At 67.8% G+C, this 15,279-nt stretch carries 15 protein-coding genes; 4 read left to right on the top strand and 11 right to left on the bottom strand.

Annotation, left to right across the window (positions count from 1 at the left end; all coding sequences use genetic code 11):
* Positions 1 to 10: 10 nt before the first annotated feature.
* Positions 11 to 511 (top strand): GNAT family N-acetyltransferase, encoded by a 501-nt coding sequence (locus ACN2C8_RS02785; protein WP_419254306.1) that lies wholly within the window; start codon positions 11 to 13, stop codon positions 509 to 511.
* 9 nt (positions 512 to 520) lie between these two features.
* Here ACN2C8_RS02785 and ACN2C8_RS02780 read toward each other — a convergent pair whose 3' ends face one another.
* The 3 genes from ACN2C8_RS02780 to ACN2C8_RS02770 all read right to left on the bottom strand — a co-directional run bounded on the left by ACN2C8_RS02780 (position 521) and on the right by ACN2C8_RS02770 (position 2,756).
* Entirely contained in the window at positions 521 to 937 is a 417-nt protein-coding gene (locus tag ACN2C8_RS02780; protein ID WP_419254305.1) for an MAPEG family protein, read from the bottom strand.
* Positions 938 to 1,137: 200 nt separating this feature from the next.
* Positions 1,138 to 1,986 (bottom strand): prephenate dehydratase, encoded by an 849-nt coding sequence (locus ACN2C8_RS02775; protein ID WP_419254304.1) that lies wholly within the window; start codon positions 1,984 to 1,986, stop codon positions 1,138 to 1,140.
* Positions 1,983 to 2,756, bottom strand: coding sequence for a 3-deoxy-manno-octulosonate cytidylyltransferase (locus ACN2C8_RS02770; RefSeq protein ID WP_419254303.1), 774 nt, complete (start codon positions 2,754 to 2,756; stop codon positions 1,983 to 1,985). Before ACN2C8_RS02770 ends, ACN2C8_RS02775 begins: the two co-directional genes overlap by 4 nt.
* A 145-nt stretch (positions 2,757 to 2,901) precedes the next feature.
* On the opposite strand from ACN2C8_RS02770, the gene ACN2C8_RS02765 reads away from it, so the two are divergent.
* Positions 2,902 to 3,561, top strand: coding sequence for a c-type cytochrome (locus ACN2C8_RS02765; RefSeq protein WP_419254302.1), 660 nt, complete (start codon positions 2,902 to 2,904; stop codon positions 3,559 to 3,561).
* Between the two features lie 64 nt (positions 3,562 to 3,625).
* Here ACN2C8_RS02765 and ACN2C8_RS02760 read toward each other — a convergent pair whose 3' ends face one another.
* The gene (locus ACN2C8_RS02760) at positions 3,626 to 4,462 is read right to left on the bottom strand and encodes a C40 family peptidase (protein WP_419254301.1); all 837 of its coding nucleotides are present in this window, start codon (positions 4,460 to 4,462) and stop codon (positions 3,626 to 3,628) included.
* Positions 4,459 to 5,871, bottom strand: a complete 1,413-nt coding sequence (locus ACN2C8_RS02755) for a leucyl aminopeptidase family protein (protein WP_419254300.1) — start codon at positions 5,869 to 5,871, stop codon at positions 4,459 to 4,461. Before ACN2C8_RS02755 ends, ACN2C8_RS02760 begins: the two co-directional genes overlap by 4 nt.
* Before the next feature lie 83 nt (positions 5,872 to 5,954).
* Between ACN2C8_RS02755 and ACN2C8_RS02750 the strand changes: the two genes are divergently transcribed.
* A complete protein-coding gene (locus tag ACN2C8_RS02750) occupies positions 5,955 to 6,773 on the top strand; it encodes a tetratricopeptide repeat protein (RefSeq protein WP_419254299.1) in 819 nt (272 codons plus the stop codon).
* A gap of 215 nt (positions 6,774 to 6,988) precedes the next feature.
* Positions 6,989 to 9,181, top strand: coding sequence for a methyl-accepting chemotaxis protein (locus ACN2C8_RS02745; RefSeq protein ID WP_419254298.1), 2,193 nt, complete (start codon positions 6,989 to 6,991; stop codon positions 9,179 to 9,181).
* A gap of 13 nt (positions 9,182 to 9,194) precedes the next feature.
* On the opposite strand, the gene ACN2C8_RS02740 is transcribed toward ACN2C8_RS02745, so the two are convergent.
* The 6 genes from ACN2C8_RS02740 to ACN2C8_RS02715 all read right to left on the bottom strand — a co-directional run bounded on the left by ACN2C8_RS02740 (position 9,195) and on the right by ACN2C8_RS02715 (position 15,271).
* Entirely contained in the window at positions 9,195 to 9,389 is a 195-nt protein-coding gene (locus ACN2C8_RS02740; RefSeq protein ID WP_419254297.1) for a hypothetical protein, read from the bottom strand.
* 120 nt (positions 9,390 to 9,509) lie between these two features.
* On the bottom strand, positions 9,510 to 10,493 hold the full coding sequence (locus ACN2C8_RS02735) for a type II secretion system F family protein (RefSeq protein WP_419254296.1): 984 nt from the start codon (positions 10,491 to 10,493) through the stop codon (positions 9,510 to 9,512).
* Positions 10,494 to 10,505: 12 nt separating this feature from the next.
* The gene (locus ACN2C8_RS02730; RefSeq protein WP_419254295.1) at positions 10,506 to 11,483 is read right to left on the bottom strand and encodes a type II secretion system F family protein; all 978 of its coding nucleotides are present in this window, start codon (positions 11,481 to 11,483) and stop codon (positions 10,506 to 10,508) included.
* A gap of 3 nt (positions 11,484 to 11,486) precedes the next feature.
* Positions 11,487 to 12,980 carry a CpaF family protein gene (locus ACN2C8_RS02725; protein WP_419254294.1) on the bottom strand — a complete coding sequence of 498 codons (1,494 nt, stop codon included), beginning with the start codon at positions 12,978 to 12,980 and terminating at the stop codon, positions 11,487 to 11,489.
* Positions 12,981 to 12,986: 6 nt separating this feature from the next.
* Positions 12,987 to 14,573, bottom strand: a complete 1,587-nt coding sequence (locus ACN2C8_RS02720; RefSeq protein ID WP_419254293.1) for an AAA family ATPase — start codon at positions 14,571 to 14,573, stop codon at positions 12,987 to 12,989.
* Complete coding sequence (locus ACN2C8_RS02715; protein WP_419254292.1) at positions 14,573 to 15,271, bottom strand: CpaD family pilus assembly protein; 699 nt, start codon at positions 15,269 to 15,271, stop codon at positions 14,573 to 14,575. The genes ACN2C8_RS02720 and ACN2C8_RS02715 overlap by 1 nt, the downstream gene beginning before the upstream one ends.
* Between the last annotated feature and the right edge of the window lie 8 nt (positions 15,272 to 15,279).

The raw sequence follows: 15,279 nt of genomic DNA, 5'->3' as shown, positions 1-15,279 counted from the left end.
CCCGGATGCGATGATCGAGACGGCGCGCCTGCTTCTACGCCCGTTCGCACCTGATGATCTGGCGGCCTACGCCGCGATCTGGGCCCAACCCGAGGTGGTCCGCTATCTGCCTAACGAGCGCGACACGACCCAGGCCCAGCACACCGCCGGATCATTCCTGGAGGCTTGGAGCGAGGAGGCTTGGCAGAAGGGTTATTGGCCCTGGGCCGTGATCGAAAGGTCAAGCCAGCGGTTGATCGGCCACGCGGGTCTGCGGCATTCGACAGGCCTCGATAGTCCAGAGCTGATCTACATGTTCGACGTAAGCGCCTGGGGACAGGGCTATGCCTGCGAGGCGGCGCTCGCGGCTTGCGATTTTGGCAGGGACACGCTGCGGGTCGACCGCATCACGGCCGTCGCCTTGGCGGAGAACGCCGGATCGATCGGCGTGCTTCTAAAGGCGAAATTCCAGTTCCAGGGCGAAATCACCGCCGACGGTCTGCATCTCGTGAGATACGACCGCCGGCTGTGACACGGGGACCTAACCCCAGATCTTCATCAGCTCTCGCACGACCATCACCGCCAGGGTGATCGTCGAGGTCGCAAACAGCAGGAACCGCAGGTTCACGACGTTCACCGTCACCTGCACCAGGCTGTGCAGCACCCGCAGGCCCACATAGGCCCAGGCCAGCTTCATCGCCAGATCGTCGCCATGCCCGGCCACGGCGATCGCCAGAGCGGCGGCGTAGAAGATGGTCGGCTGTTCCATCAGGTGGTTGTAGTTGTCGGCTGCCTGGCGAGCCCCGGCCGGCAGCACGTCCAGCGAACCCGGAAAGGCGGCGTCCTGCGGCTTGACGCCGGCCTTGGCCATGGCCGGGATGCGGCGGACATACATCCACAGCCAGATCACCAGCGACCAGGCCACCAGCGCCATAACCGGCGCGATCATCGTATTCATGGAGCGTCCCTCCCCGGACGTTTTGTTTGTGCGGGGAGCTTAGGCGAAGAACGGCGTGACTGCGAAGCTTGCCGTGTGGGAAAGCGGCTCCCCCCTCTGGGGGAGCTGTCGCGGAGCGACTGGGGGGATAGCTGAGCGAACGCCGCGCTGCCCCCTCCGGCCCTCTGGGCCACCTCCCCCAGAGGGGGAGGATCTAGCGCCTACGTCCGATCCCGGAACGCATCGGCCGGGTAAACCCCGAGGATTTCGAACTTGTCCGAGAAGAACTTCAACTCGTCGAAGGCCAACGCCAACGACCGATCCTCGGGACGGCCGTCGACCTCGGCGTAGAAGAAGGTGGCCGTGAAGGCGCCGTCTTCCATGTAGCTTTCCAGCTTGGTCATGTTGACGCCGTTGGTCGCGAAACCGCCCATGGCCTTGTAGAGCGCGGCCGGCAGGTTCCTAACCTTGAACACGAAGCTGGTCACGCAGCGATGGGTGAAGGCCGGCGGGGTCGGGGTGGTGTCGGCCGTCATCACCAGGAAGCGGGTGGTGTTGTGGCGCTCGTCCTCGATGTCGCTAGCTAGGATGTCCAAGCCATAGATCTCCGCCGCCAGGGCCGGGGCCACGGCGCCGCGCGTCGGGTCGGGCTTGAGCGCCAGGGCCTTGGCGGCGCCGGCGGTGTCGCCCGCGCCCTCGGTCGCCACGCCCAGCTTGCGCAGGCTGTTGCGGCACTGGGCCAGGGCGATCGGCATCGAGGCCACGACCTTGATGTCCTCCAGCTTGACGCCCGGATTGGCCATCAGCTGGAAGCGGATCGGCTTGAACCGCTCGCCGATGATCTTCAGGCCCGAGGCCGGCAGCAGGTGGTGCACGTCGGCCACGCGGCCGGCGATCGAGTTCTCGATCGGGATCATGCCCAGTTCGCAGACCCCGGTCTTGATGGCCTCGAACGCCTCCTGGAAGGTGGCGCAGGGATAGGCCTCGTAGTCCGGAAAATAGGTGCGGCAGGCCTCGTGGCTGTTGGCGCCGGGTTCGCCCTGGAAGGCGATCTTCTTGAGGGTGCTCATGCTTGGTTTCCAGCCTGGATACGCGCGGCTTCGAGATCGGAAGGCCCGGCGGCGCGACGCGCCGCCTCAAGGTCCGAAGGATTATCGACGGAGATGGGCGCCTCGGCCGCCACGGCGGCGCGGATCGTCATGCCCAGTTCCATGGCCCGCAGTTGCTCCAGCTTCTCGCGCTTTTCCAGCGGCGAGGGCGCGGCGGCGTTGAACGCCTCGAGAGCCTCTCGGCGGTAGCCATAGATACCGATATGGCGCCAGACGGGGCCGTCGCCATAGAGTGTTGAGCGGGTGAAATAGAGCGCGCGGCCGCTGCGGCCGTCGTCCTCCATGGCCAGCACGGCTTTCACCACGTCGGGATTGGTCCGGTCGGCCGGCGAGGCCTCGGCAGCGACGACGGTGGCGATGTCGCAGTCGCCAAAATCTTCCAGCAGGCCGGCGCAGGCGCTCAGCACCGACGGATCGACGAACGGCATGTCGCCCTGCAGATTGATCACTACATCGTGCTCAAAATGCGGATCCAGCTCCGCCAGCGCCGCCAGGATCCGGTCAGAGCCCGAGGGCAGATCCGGGTCGGTCAGCACGGCGCGACCACCTGTCGCACGTACGGCCGCGACGATCTCCGGATCGCCCGCAGCCACGGCCACCGGGCCGATATTGGCCTTCAGCGCCTGGTTCAGAACGCGGACAATCATCGGCAGGCCGCCGATATCGGCCAGCGGCTTGTTGGGCAGACGGGTGGCCGCCATGCGGGCGGGGATCAGGACGATAGGGTTCATGAGTTCAATATCGCTGCTGCCCGGTTGCGCGAGGGGCGGTAGCGTGTAAGAGACGCGAGCGCAACAAGAGGCGCGCGCGGGGGATTCCTCGCCGCGGGTTTGGGCCCCGCCTCAGGCGGGCCGGTAAGAGGCTGACAAGGCTGAGATGAGCGACCTGACGTTCAACAAGATTGCTGGCGGCGTGCTGCTGACCGGCCTGGTTATTTTCGGTCTGCGTGAAGCATCGACCATCGTGTTCCAGAAGCACGAGGTCGAGAAGGCCGGTTACGAAATCGCGGTCGAAGAGTCGACCGGCGGCGGCGCCGCTGCTGTCGAGGTCGCGCCCGACTGGGGCACCGCCCTGCTGCTGCCGGCCAATATCGCCGCCGGCCAGGCCGTCGCCGCCAAATGCGCCGCGTGCCACAAGGTAGAGGCTGGCGGCGCCAATGGCATCGGTCCCGGCCTGTACGGCATTCTGGGCCACCAGCCCGGCTCGCACGCCGGCTACACCTATTCCGGCGCGATGAAGGAATTCGGCGCCAAGAACCCGGTGTGGGACTATGACCACATGTACGAATTCCTCAAGGCGCCGGGAAAGTACGTTTCGGGCACCAATATGAGCTTCGTCGGCCTGAAGAAGCAGGAAGACCGGGTGGCGATCATCGCCTATCTGCACAGCCTGGGTTCGACCCTGCCGGTGCCGGCGCCCAAGCCCGCCGAAGCTGCTGCCGCTCCGGCCGAAGGCGCTCCGGCGACGGCCCCGGAAGCCGGCGCTGCCCCCGCTGGCGCGCCCGCCGCTCCGGCTGCGGCGCCTGCCGCTCCTTAACGGGCGTTTCGTCGAAACAAGATCGAGGGCCGCGAAGTTCGCTTCGCGGCCCTTTTTCTTTGCTTCAAGCCCGGCGATACCCCAGCGGCGCACCCACGCCGGCGGCCTCGATGCGGGCTATGGCCTGGGCCAGGGGCTCGATGGCCGTGGCCATGTGGTGGGCGTTGGCGTGCAGGATCGTGTCGGGGTCCAGCAGGATGGCCACGTGGCCCTTCCAGAACACCAGATCCCCGCGACGACGCTCCGAGGCGTCGATTTCCGGAAAGAAGCCGCGCTGCAGGTCGGTGTCGCGCGGGCAGGCGCGGTTGCAGGCCGCCAGGGACTGCTGGATCAGGGCCGAGCAGTCCAGGCCCAGCGACTCGCGTCCGCCCCACTGATAGGGCGCGCCCAGGAACCGCTGGGCGACGGCGACATAGTCACTCTCGCCCCGGCCGACCGGCGTCAGATGCGCCTCGATGAACCAGCCGGAGCGAGCGCCCCGGACAAAGCGCCCCTCGCGCGCATCGACCGTGACCAGAGCGTTGAGGCTATAGAGGCCGACAATGGCCGACTTGATGTCGGGCTCGCTGAAGCTATAGGTGCGGATCGCCGATACCCGATGGGTGGGCGCCAGGACGGGCGCCGACAGGGCGTCGCTGGTGACATAGCCCACATAGCCGTCGCGGCGGGCCTGACCGAAAGCGAAGCCATCAACCTCGAACAGCATGTCGAAGCGCTCGCCAAAGGCCAGCTGGTCTTCCTGCTCGGCGTCGGGGGCGGGCGCCTTGCGGATCGAGGCAATTGGCGCGCTGGCCTGCATCGGCGTGGCGGTGGCGAAGCGCTCGGCGGAGACCAGACCCTGCAGCCGCACATCGGCCAGGCCGTCGCGAACAAGGGTCAGGCGGCGGTCGGGCGCGCTCACGCCGGGAACCGGGTCTTGAGCATCGAAAACAGCGCCCGGATCGCCTGGGCCTCGCCGCCGCCGGGATAGCCCGGCCGGCTCTTGGGGTTCCAGGCATAGAGGTCGAAATGGGCCCAGGGCCCGATGCCCTCGCCGGCCGGCGCGAACCGCTGCAGGAACAGCGCCGCCGTCGTCGCTCCGGCCTGGGCCCAGGCGGCGGAGTCGTTTTGCAGGTCGGCGATCTCGCTCTCGATGGACTCGCCATAGGCCTCGGTCAGCGGCATGCGCCACAACAGATCGGCCGTCGCCTTGGAGGCCGTCTCGATCTGCCCCGCCAGCCGGTCGTCGGCCGTCCAGAACGGGATCACGAACGGCCCCAGGGCCACGCGGGCCGCGCCGGTCAGGGTGGCCAGGTCCAGGGTCAGGGCGGGCTTGTGTTCGGCGGCGCGGGCCAGGGCGTCGGCCAGGATCAGCCGGCCCTCGGCATCGGTATTGCCCACCTCGACGGTGAGGCCGGCGCGGGTCTGCAGCACGTCGCCGGGACGCATGGCGTCGCCGCTGATGGCGTTCTCGACCACAGGGGTCAGCACCACCAGCCGCACCGGCAGTTTGGCGCCCATCACCATCCGCGCCAGAGCCAGGGCATGGGCGGCGCCGCCCATGTCCTTCTTCATCAGCCGCATGCCCGCCGAAGGCTTGATATCCAGACCGCCGGTGTCGAACACCACGCCCTTGCCGACCAGGGCGAGCACCGGGTGGGCAGGGTCGCCCCAGCTCATTTCCAGGATGCGCGGCGCGCGATGCGGCGCGGCGGCGCGGCCCACGGCGTGGACAGCGGGATAGTTCTGGGCCAGCAGGTCGTCGCCGACGATCACCGACAGGGTCGCGCCATGCTGCGCGGCGATCTCGCGGGCGATGGTCTCGATCTGCAGCGGCCCCATGTCATTGGCCGGGGTGTTGACCATGTCCTTGGCCAGGGCGCAGGCGTGGCTGATCGCAATGACCGCTGCGATGTCGACCCCCTTGGGCGCGACCAGTCGCGGCCCGGCTTCACCAGACCGCTTGCGGTAGCGATCGAAGCGATAGAGCCCCAGGGCGAAGGCCAGGGTCGCCTCCTGGGCGTCCAGGCCGCGCGGCAGGCGGGCCAGGCGATAGTCGCCGGCCGGCAGCTTGCCGGCCAACGTCCGGAACAGGCCTGGATCAACGGCGGCGCGGGTCCCCAGCCCCATCAGCACCCGCTCGACCTGACCGCCGGGCCCGGACAGGACCAGCACCTGGCCGGCCTTGGCCTTGAACTGGGCCTGGGCGGCCAGGACCCGAGCCGACGGCCGGCGCGCCGCCAGGAAGGCCTCAAGCTCGGCCTCGAACAGCGGGTGGACCGGGAGGCTGCCGTCAGTGGCCGAGGCCAGAATGGGGGAGCTGTCCAACATGTCGCGGCCCTCGGAAATTATGCTTAACGATTCCTTGAGGCCACGCGGCGAGGATGCGGCAACCTTTCGGAGACTCGTCTTCCATGTGTCGCAAGCGCGCGCTCCTCGCAACCGTTCTCGCTCCGGCTCTGCTGATGCTGGGCGCCCAGGCCCAGGCCGGCGCCGCCAAGACCGCGCCCGCCGCCGTTGAGCAGGCTGTCTCGCGCAAGGCCAGCCCGGCCCAGCGCGGCGAGATGCGCCGCGCCGACCCCCTGGCCCGCGCCGCTTTCTGGGGCGGCGAGTTCGAGACCGACGGCCGCGACGCCGAGGCGGGCGTCGCCCTGGCCCAGGCCCTGCGGGCCATGGGACGCTATGACGACGCCGCCGAGGCCGCCGGCAAGGTGCTGATGGTCGAGCCCGACAATCTGGACGCCCTGCTGGAATCGGCCCGCGCCCATGTCGCGCGCGGCCAGGGCTTTTACGCCGTCGAGCCGGCCCGCCGCGCCGCTGTCCTGGCGCCGAAGGACTGGCGTCCGCAGTCGCTGCTGGGCGTCGCCTATGAGCAGGCCCAGCGCGAGGAAGAGGCCACCGCCGCTCACCGTCAGGCCGTGGCCCTGGGCCCCAACGAGGCCGTGCCCAACGCCAACTACGCGATGCACCTGGCCAGCCAGGGCGATCTGACCGGCGCCGAGGCCCTGCTGCGCCGCGCGGCGGTCATGCCCGCCTCAAGCATCCAGATCCGTCAGAACCTGGCCCTGGTGATCGGCCTGCAGGGGCGCATCGCCGAAGCCGAGAAACTGGCCCGCCAGGACCTGCCGCCCGAAGCGGTGGCCAACAACCTGGCCTGGCTGCGCGCCGCCACCAGCCAGCCCAGCCCGACGGCCCAGTCGCGGTCCTGGGAAGCGATGAAGTCGGGCGGCTAGCGTTTCCATCAAGTGCAAAACGGCTATCGAAAAACGCTCCAAGCTTTTGCTTTGGCGCCTAGCGGCGGCCATGGCGGAAGCAACGCCAGGACAAGGTTGCGACTTTCTGCCCCGCCTTGAAGTCAAGTTCAGATCGCGCAGCTAAGGAATAATTCAGAGCTCTATGCGACATTTTTCCGAATCCAAGGGAATCTGCTGTGGCGCAAGCAACCAGAATGTCACTTCGCATAACGCTCGTCTTCTCGGTGGGCGTTTTGCTGCTGGTCATGGGAGCAGGCATCACCCTGTCAGGCTGGGGCGTCATTCAGGCGGACGCCCAGCGCCAGGCCAACGCCCAGGCCCGCGCCCTGCTTGAGAGCTACGGCCAGAGCATCGGCAAGGACGTCGGCCTGTCGATCAAGAACGCCCAGACCGCCGCCGCCAACGTCGAGGCCTTGGTCACCGATCCAGCCAGCGTGAATCGCGATCAGATCGGCGGCATGATCCGGCATCTGGTGGAGGCCAATCCGGGCTTTGTCGGCATGACCCCGGTCTTCGACGCCAACGCCCTGGACGGCCGCGACGCGGACTTCATCAACCATCCGATGTCGGACGTCGCCGGCCGTTTCGTGCCCTATTATTACTGGACCCCAGAAAAGACCATCGCGCTCGACAAGCTGGTGATGACCACCGAGGCCGGGATCGACGCCTGGTACACCAAGCCGATCGCCGAGAACCGCGATCTGGTCACCCCGCCCTATCTCTATCCTGTCGGCGGCAAGAAGATCCTGATGACCTCGGCGGTGGCGATCATCCATCGCGATGCGCGCCCGATCGGCGTGGTGACAACCGACATCGCCCTGACAGACCTGGTGACGCGGGCCGAAGCCCTGCGCCCCTTCGGCGAGGGGCGCGTTTCGATCATTGCCGGCTCGGTCTGGGTAGCGAACGCTGATCCGGCTCTGCTGGGTGCGCCGGTCGCCGACAAGCCGCTGATCGACCTGCTGGGACAGTCGAACTCCGGCGGTTTCGCACAGGGCAAGATCAAGGGTCAAAAGGGCGCAGTCCTGCGCGCCGCCGCGCCAGTAAGGTTGCCGGGCGTCACTGACACCTGGCACATCGTCATCGAGGCCCCAATGTCGGCGGTGATGGCGGGCGCCAACAAGGCCCTGACGATCATGGTCCTCGCCGGGCTGGCCTTCATGGCCTCAGCGCTTGCCGTTCTATGGTACGGCGCTCGGCTACTAACCGCCCCGATCCAGCGCATGACGGGCTATATGGATGGTCTGGCCTCGGGCGACTACAGCGTCGACGTGCCGTTTGTGGCGCGCGGCGACGAGATCGGCGGCATGGCGCGTTCGGTCCAGATCTTCCGCGACGCCATCCTCGAGCGGCAGGCGGCGCGGCGCAGCGACGAAGCCGAGCGAGAGCGCGCCGCGTCGGAAAGAGCGGAACGTGACGCCGCCCGTCGCCAGGAAACGGCGGAACGCGAGCGAGTGATGACCGCCCTGGCCCACGGCCTTACGCGGCTTTCGGCCGGTGATCTGATCTGGCGCATCGATGCGGCCTTTCCGCCGGCCTATGAGTCACTCCGCCGTGACTTCAACGCCGCCGTTCAGGAACTGGAAGGCGCCTTTGCGGTGCTGTCCACCAGCGCCCAGTCCGTGCGAGCAGGATCCAGCGAGATCACCTCGGCCGCCGATGACCTTTCGCGTCGCACAGAACAGCAGGCGGCCAGCATCGAGGAAACCGCCGCTGCTCTCGACGAGATCACCAGCACCGTGCGCCAGACCGCCCAGGGCGCCGAGGAAGCGCGCCGGGCCGTAGCCTCCAGTCGGGCGTCCACCGAGCAGTCACGGCAGATCGTCGCCGAGGCGATCGGAGCGATGCGCAAGATCGAAGGCTCGTCCAATGAGATCGCGCAGATCGTCGGCGTCATCGACGAGATCGCCTTCCAGACCAACCTCCTGGCGCTGAACGCCGGCGTCGAGGCGGCCCGGGCCGGCGATGCGGGCCGAGGCTTCGCGGTCGTGGCCCAGGAAGTGCGCGCCCTGGCGCAGCGTTCAGCCCAGGCCGCCAAAGAGATCAAGACCCTGATCGGCGAGTCTTCGCGCAATGTCAGCGCCGGCGTCACCCTTATCGGACAGGCCGGCGGTGCTCTGGAGTCCGTCACCGCCCAGGCGGCGCAGATCGACGACTTGGTCGGCGCGATTTCCGCCTCGGCCCGCGAGCAGGCCACGGGCCTCGCCGAGGTCAATATCGCAGTCAACCAGATGGATCAGGTCACGCAACAGAACGCGGCCATGGTCGAAGAGACCAACGCCGCCAGCCACGGCCTTGCCAGCGAGGCCCAGCAACTGGGCGAGCTCGTGTCGCGGTTCCAGCATGGAGACGCGGCCACTGTCGAGGCGCGTAGCCGGGCGGCCTAACCCTCAGAGCGCCTCAATTGAGCACCCGGTCCAGCGCCCTGGCGGCGTTTAAGAATGTCTGGATCAACGGGCCGGCGATCACCTCGCGAACGGCCACCACCATGGCCGCACACAGCGACAGCACCAGTCCGGTCTCGACCATGGAACTGGCGGTCTCGTCCTGAAGGAAATCCCGCCACCGGTTTCGCAGCAGACGCAAACGTTTCATGCCGACTGTCCCAAATCAAAGCTACCGGGATCAGGGTCGCAAGAACGGCGCCAAAGGTTGTGCCCAGGCACAGGCTAGACAGCTTTAGGGAGAGCCGCGTGCCCGTGATGGACGGGCTCCCTAGCCCTTGCCCATCACGTCCTGGATCTTGATGATCGCCGGACCCAGGATCACGACGAACAGCACCGGCAGGAAGAACAGGATCATCGGCACGGTCAGCTGGGCCGGCAGGGCGGCGGCCTTCTTTTCGGCGGCCGAGAGACGCAGTTCGCGGTTTTCCTTGGCCATGACCCGCAGGGCCGAGCCCAGCGGCGTGCCGTAGCGTTCGGCCTGGATCATGGCCGTAGCGACCGAGCGGATGCCGGGGTGGTTGGTGCGGCGAGCCAGGCCCTCATAGGCCAGGCGCCGGTCGGGCAGATAGGACAGCTCGGCGGTCAGCAGGCTCAGTTCCTCGGCGAGTTCCATCGAGCTGGAGCCGACCTCGGCCCCCACCTTCTGGATGGCCGCCTCGATCGACATGCCGCTTTCGACGCAGATCAACAGCAGGTCCAGGGAGTCCGGAAAGGCCGCCACGATCGACTCGCGGCGCTTGGTGGCGATGTTGGTGATGTAGACGTTGGGCGCGTAGTAGCCGATGGCCAGGGCCGCAACGCAGGCGCACAGCTTCTGCATGCCCACCAGGCCAAAATCATTGATCAGATAGATGTAGAACGCCGTAACCACCGCAAAGATGAACGGCATCACGAAGCGGAAGAAGTAGAAGGTCGAGACCGGCTGCGGTCCGCGGAAGCCGGCCTGGGCCAGCTTGTCGACCACCTTGGGATCCTCCAGCAGGCGTGACAGCTGCAGGCGGTCGACGATGTTCTTGTACAGGCCTTCGTCAGTGTGGCGCAGGGTGCTGCCCCCGCCCCCCTTCTGGACGATGGCCTCGCGCGAGCGGCGGCGCAGCTCCTCGCGGCGGTTGGCCACCGACTTCAGGCGCCCCTCCAGGCTCCTGTCGCTCATGGCGGGCGCGGCCAGGGTGATGATGGTGGCGAACACCACGATGGCGATGAAGCCGGTCAACAGATTGCTGGGGTCGGTCAGGACAGCGACGATGTTCATGAGTCCCCTCCCCTAGAACTTGAAGTTGATCATCTTGCGCATCACGAAGATGCCGATGCTCATCCAGATACCGCCCGCCAGCAGCATCAGATGGCCACGCGGATCGGTGAACAGCGGTTGCATATAGGCAGGCGAGGTCACGGTGATCAGCACCACGACGCCGGGCGGCAGAGCCCCGATGATAAAGGACGAGGCCACGGCTTCGGCCGACAGCGCCTTGATCTTTTCACCCATCAGCTTGCGGGCCCGCAGCACCGTCGACAGGTTGCCCAGGGCTTCGGCCAGATTGCCGCCGGTCTTGGCCTGGATCGACAGCACGATGGCGAAGAAGCGCAGCTCGTTGGTCGGCATGCGCTCGTACATGCGCTCCAGGGCCACATCCATCGGCATGCCCATGCCGACGTTCTCGGTCAGCATGCGGAACTCGCCGGCCAGCGGCTCAGGGCATTCCTTGCCGATGATCTTCAAGCAGTCATGGACCGGCAGACCCGACTTGATGCCGCGCACGATGATGTCGATGGCGTCCGAGAACGCCTCGGTGAACTTCTTGGTGCGGGCCGTGGCCAGCATGCCCACCACCCAGCGCGGCAGGCCCAGGCCGGCGGCGAAGGCCGCGCCGAGGGCCAGCAGCGGATGCTGCCCCAGGATGAGGACGATCAGGCCGACGCAGAAGCCCAGCCCCCCGCTGATGATCCAGAACATCTGGACCTTTTCGCCGAGGCCGGCGGCGCGCAGGCGAGCGGCGATGCTCAGCGACGCCTTCTTCTGCCGCCTGTCCTGCTCTTTCAGGGTCTTGAGGATCTGTTTGCGGCGGGCGTCGGGCGTATTGGCCACGGCCTTGGCGCGGGCCCCGGCGTCACGGGCGCCGCCGCCGACGATCGCCTGGGCGCGCTTGGCCGTGCGGGCCGCGGTCTGGTCGCCGCCGGCAAAGGCAAAGCCCAGCGCGGTGATGGTGATGAAGCCCAGAACGCCGGCGATGACGAACAGCATGGGCTACTCCGCCGCGTCGAGGGCTTCGGCCAGCTCGCGCTCCAGGCCGTAGTAGCGGGCGCGGTCCCAGAAGCGGGGCCGGGCGATGCCGGTCGAGCGGTGCTTGCCCACCACCTTGCCGTCGGCGTCCTCGCCGGTGATCTCGTAGACGAACAGGTCCTGGGTGACGATCACGTCGCCCTCGAGACCGACCACCTCGGTGATGTGGGTGATGCGACGGCTGCCATCCCGAAGGCGGGCGGCCTGAACGATGACGTCGACCGAGCCGACGATCATCTCCTTGATGGTCTTGGAGGGCAGGCCATAGCCGCCCATGGTGATCATGCTCTCGATCCGGCTGATGGCCTCGCGCGGACTGTTGGCGTGCAGCGTGCCCATCGAGCCGTCGTGGCCGGTGTTCATGGCCTGCAGCAGGTCGAAGGCTTCAGGGCCGCGGACTTCGCCGACGATGATGCGTTCTGGACGCATCCGCAGACAGTTCTTGACCAGATCGCGCATGGTGATCGCGCCCTGGCCTTCCAGGTTGGGCGGTCGGGTTTCCAGGCGCACCACGTGCGGCTGTTGCAGCTGCAGTTCGGCGGCGTCCTCGCAGGTCACCACCCGCTCGGTCGGGTCGATGAAGGCGGTCAGGGTGTTGAGCAGCGTCGTCTTGCCCGAGCCCGTACCGCCAGAGATGACGATGTTGCAGCGGCAGGCGCCGATGACGCCCAGGACCCGCGCCCCTTCCGGGCTGATCGACGCATAGTCGACCAGGTTCTTCATCGTCAGCTTGTCCTTCTTGAACTTCCGGATGGTCAGGGTGGGACCATCCAGAGCCAGAGGGGGGGCGATGACGTTGACGCGGCTGCCGTCGGGCAGTCGGGCGTCGCAGATCGGCGAGCTTTCATCGACCCGGCGGCCGACCTGGCTGACGATCCGCTGACAGATGTTCATCAGCTGCAGGTTGTCGCGGAAGCGCACATTGGTCAGCTGGACCTTGCCGCCCACTTCGATGAACACCCGATGGGCGCCATTGACCATGATGTCGGCGATGTCGTCGCGGGCCAGCAACGGCTCCAGCGGGCCATAGCCGAGGACGTCGTTGATGATGTCCTGGACCAGGTGCTCCTGCTCGGAGACCGACATCGAAACGTTCTTGATCGCCACCAGCTCGGCGACGATGTCCCGGATCTCTTCCGCGGCGGCCTTGACGTCCAGCTGGGCCAGCTGGCTCAGGTCGATGGTGTTGAGCAGGGCGTTGAAGATAACGGTCTTGGTGGCGTGGTAGTAGTCGCTCTGCTCGCGGACGATGGTTGTGGTGGGCGGCGCACCCTGGGCGGCGCGCAGCTGCTCCAGGCCCGGCGTGGCCTTGGGCGCGGCAACCTTGGCTGAAGGCGCGGCGCGATCCTGGGCTGGCTCGACGCGCTGGGGACGCGTAGCGATCGCCGAACCATCGGTCGGCGCCGGGGGCGGCGCGTGACGGTCCGTTGCGGGGTTCTGATCGCGCTTGCCGAACATCCGTCGCTATTTCTTCCTGAACAGACCCGACAGCATCGAAGCCTTCTGAACCTGCGGCGGTTCGCGACGGCTGATCAGCTGGGCCAGGTGGTCGATGCCCTCGGCCGCCTTGGACTTGGGCGCGACCTCGCCGACCATCTGGCCGTTATTGGCGGCCTGGCCGAAGGACTTGGGATCGAAGGGCAGGACGAGCGACGGCGCGACGCCCAGGGCCTCGCCGAAGTCCTTGACCGGGATCTCGGGACGGCCGGGCACGCCCACCTGGTTCAGCACCAGACGCGGCGGCGCGTCATTGGGGCGGGCCTGGCGGACCATGTCGATAATGTTCTTGGCATTGCGCAGCGAGGCCAGATCCGGCGTGGCGACCACGACCAGATCGTCCGAGCCGATCAGAACCCGGCGCGTCCAGGCGGCCCAGCTGTGGGGCAGGTCCAGCACCACGAAGGGCGCGGCGCCACGGATCTTCTGGGTGACCTCTTCATAGGCCTCGGCGCTGATCTCATAGTCCTGGTCGAGGGTCGCCGGGGCCGCAAACAGCGACAGGCGATCGCCGCAGCGGACCATCATGCGGTCCATCAGCACGGGGTCCAGGCGGTCGGGCTGGCTGAGCGCATCAATGACGCCCTGCAGCGGGTCCTGGTTGAAATCGAGCCCGGCCGTGCCGAACGGCAGGTCCAGGTCGACGATCACCGTGGCGGTCTGCATACGCTCGGCCATCGACCAGGCGAAATTGTGGGCCAGGGTCGAGGCCCCGACGCCGCCCTTGGCGCCGACAAAGGCCACCTGACGACCGACGAAGGGCGCCGACGGATCGGCATAGAGGCCCGAGACGGCGCGGATGATCTGCAGCGGGCCCAGCGGCTGGGTCAGATATTCGCTGACCCCGCGGCGCATAAGCTCGCGATAGAGGGCGATGTCATTGGTCTGGCCGATGACCACGACCTTGGTGCCCGGATCGCAGACCTGGGCCAGGGCGTCCAGCAGATGCAGCAGGCGCTGGGCGCCGTCATGGGTTTCCACCAGCACCAGCGAGGGGGTGGACTGGTTCTGATACAGCTCGACGGCGGCGTCGAGGCCGCCCACGCGGACGATGGTCGAGGCGCGGGCCATCCGGCGGTCGGCGGCGGCAACCTCGATCAGGGCCGAGGTCTCGGGCCGCACGCAGAAGGCGTGGATGGTGATGCGCGGTACCGCCACCTCGCCCAAGGCCGCGTCGCTGCCGCTCAGGCTGTCATGTGAGGACGGCTCTTGCAGGGGCGGTTCGTACGAGGGCGGCGGGGTCATTTCAGCGGTGGGCGCGCGCCGACGCTCGGGCTGCGGCACGGCGGCTGCCGGCGCCGGAGCTCTAGCCTGGGCCTGGGCCTGAGCCTGGCGCGCTGCGGCGGGCGCCGCGAACGGGTCCTGCGCGGGCGCAGGCCGCTCGTCGCGCGGTCGGGCCGGCGGAAAATCGGCGAAGGGATCGTCCATCCCGTCCAGCGCTGGCGACAGGGCCGGCGCGGGCGAGCGCCAGGGGTCAGAGCCGGCCGAGGTGAACTCGTCGGCGGCCTCGAACCCCAGGTCGAACGGGTCATGATCCGAAGGAGGACGCGGCATCAGTTGATCGCCTTGGAGACGGCCCCGGTGGCCTGCTCGTCCTTGGCCGAGGAGGTGACCTCGCCCTTGCGGTACTTGCCCAGGACGGTGTCTCGGCGACCCGCGTCGATCGGGGTGGAGTCGCGCGGACGGATCAGGTCCTCGGGATTGGCGATCTGCGCGGCCAGGTTGGCGGCCACTGAGCAGCCGAAATTGTCATAGGCCTCGTTCTTGCGGGTGGCCGTGAGGTTTTCCCAACGACCGCAGGTGGGGCCCTGCGCGGTGAAGATCTCGAAGCCGACGCGCATCGGGGCCACATCCTGGCCGCCGGCGTCATAGCCGACGATCCTGACCTGGGCCGGACCCGCGCCATAGAACATCAAACGCTCGCGGACCTGCGCGGCCATGCCGCCGGCCGCCGAAGCGTCGCCGCCGCCGATGGGGGCGCTGACCACAATCTCGCGCGCCTGGGCCGACAGCCAGCGGCCGACCAAGGCCGACAGCGCCTGGTCCTGGTTGGCCGACACGCCGGTGGCGTGCACCGCCAGCTGGATCTCGTCGGCGCGGCCGTCGACCTTGATCTGGTCGCGCCACTTTTCGGTCTCGGTGCCCGAGGCGGGCGCAGAAACAGGCGGTTCAACGCCGGCGCCGGCGCAGGCCGACAGGCCCAGCAGGGCTGCGCCGAGGAGAAGAACGCGTTTCACGGGTTGCTTGCTCATGTCCGCGC

This window comes from Caulobacter sp. ErkDOM-C (assembly GCF_048541825.1).
Classification (GTDB): Bacteria; Pseudomonadota; Alphaproteobacteria; order Caulobacterales; family Caulobacteraceae; genus Caulobacter.
This window is presented reverse-complemented; position numbering and strand designations above follow the sequence as displayed.

Coding starts and splice junctions, on each gene's coding strand:
- ACN2C8_RS02785 (WP_419254306.1), top strand. CDS start 11: ATGATCGAGACGGCGCGCCTGCTTCTACGCCCGTTCGCACCTGATGAT.
- ACN2C8_RS02780 (WP_419254305.1), bottom strand. CDS start 937: ATGAATACGATGATCGCGCCGGTTATGGCGCTGGTGGCCTGGTCGCTG.
- ACN2C8_RS02775 (WP_419254304.1), bottom strand. CDS start 1,986: ATGAGCACCCTCAAGAAGATCGCCTTCCAGGGCGAACCCGGCGCCAAC.
- ACN2C8_RS02770 (WP_419254303.1), bottom strand. CDS start 2,756: ATGAACCCTATCGTCCTGATCCCCGCCCGCATGGCGGCCACCCGTCTG.
- ACN2C8_RS02765 (WP_419254302.1), top strand. CDS start 2,902: ATGAGCGACCTGACGTTCAACAAGATTGCTGGCGGCGTGCTGCTGACC.
- ACN2C8_RS02755 (WP_419254300.1), bottom strand. CDS start 5,871: ATGTTGGACAGCTCCCCCATTCTGGCCTCGGCCACTGACGGCAGCCTC.
- ACN2C8_RS02750 (WP_419254299.1), top strand. CDS start 5,955: ATGTGTCGCAAGCGCGCGCTCCTCGCAACCGTTCTCGCTCCGGCTCTG.
- ACN2C8_RS02745 (WP_419254298.1), top strand. CDS start 6,989: ATGTCACTTCGCATAACGCTCGTCTTCTCGGTGGGCGTTTTGCTGCTG.
- ACN2C8_RS02740 (WP_419254297.1), bottom strand. CDS start 9,389: ATGAAACGTTTGCGTCTGCTGCGAAACCGGTGGCGGGATTTCCTTCAG.
- ACN2C8_RS02735 (WP_419254296.1), bottom strand. CDS start 10,493: ATGAACATCGTCGCTGTCCTGACCGACCCCAGCAATCTGTTGACCGGC.
- ACN2C8_RS02730 (WP_419254295.1), bottom strand. CDS start 11,483: ATGCTGTTCGTCATCGCCGGCGTTCTGGGCTTCATCACCATCACCGCG.
- ACN2C8_RS02725 (WP_419254294.1), bottom strand. CDS start 12,980: ATGTTCGGCAAGCGCGATCAGAACCCCGCAACGGACCGTCACGCGCCG.
- ACN2C8_RS02720 (WP_419254293.1), bottom strand. CDS start 14,573: ATGCCGCGTCCTCCTTCGGATCATGACCCGTTCGACCTGGGGTTCGAG.
- ACN2C8_RS02715 (WP_419254292.1), bottom strand. CDS start 15,271: ATGAGCAAGCAACCCGTGAAACGCGTTCTTCTCCTCGGCGCAGCCCTG.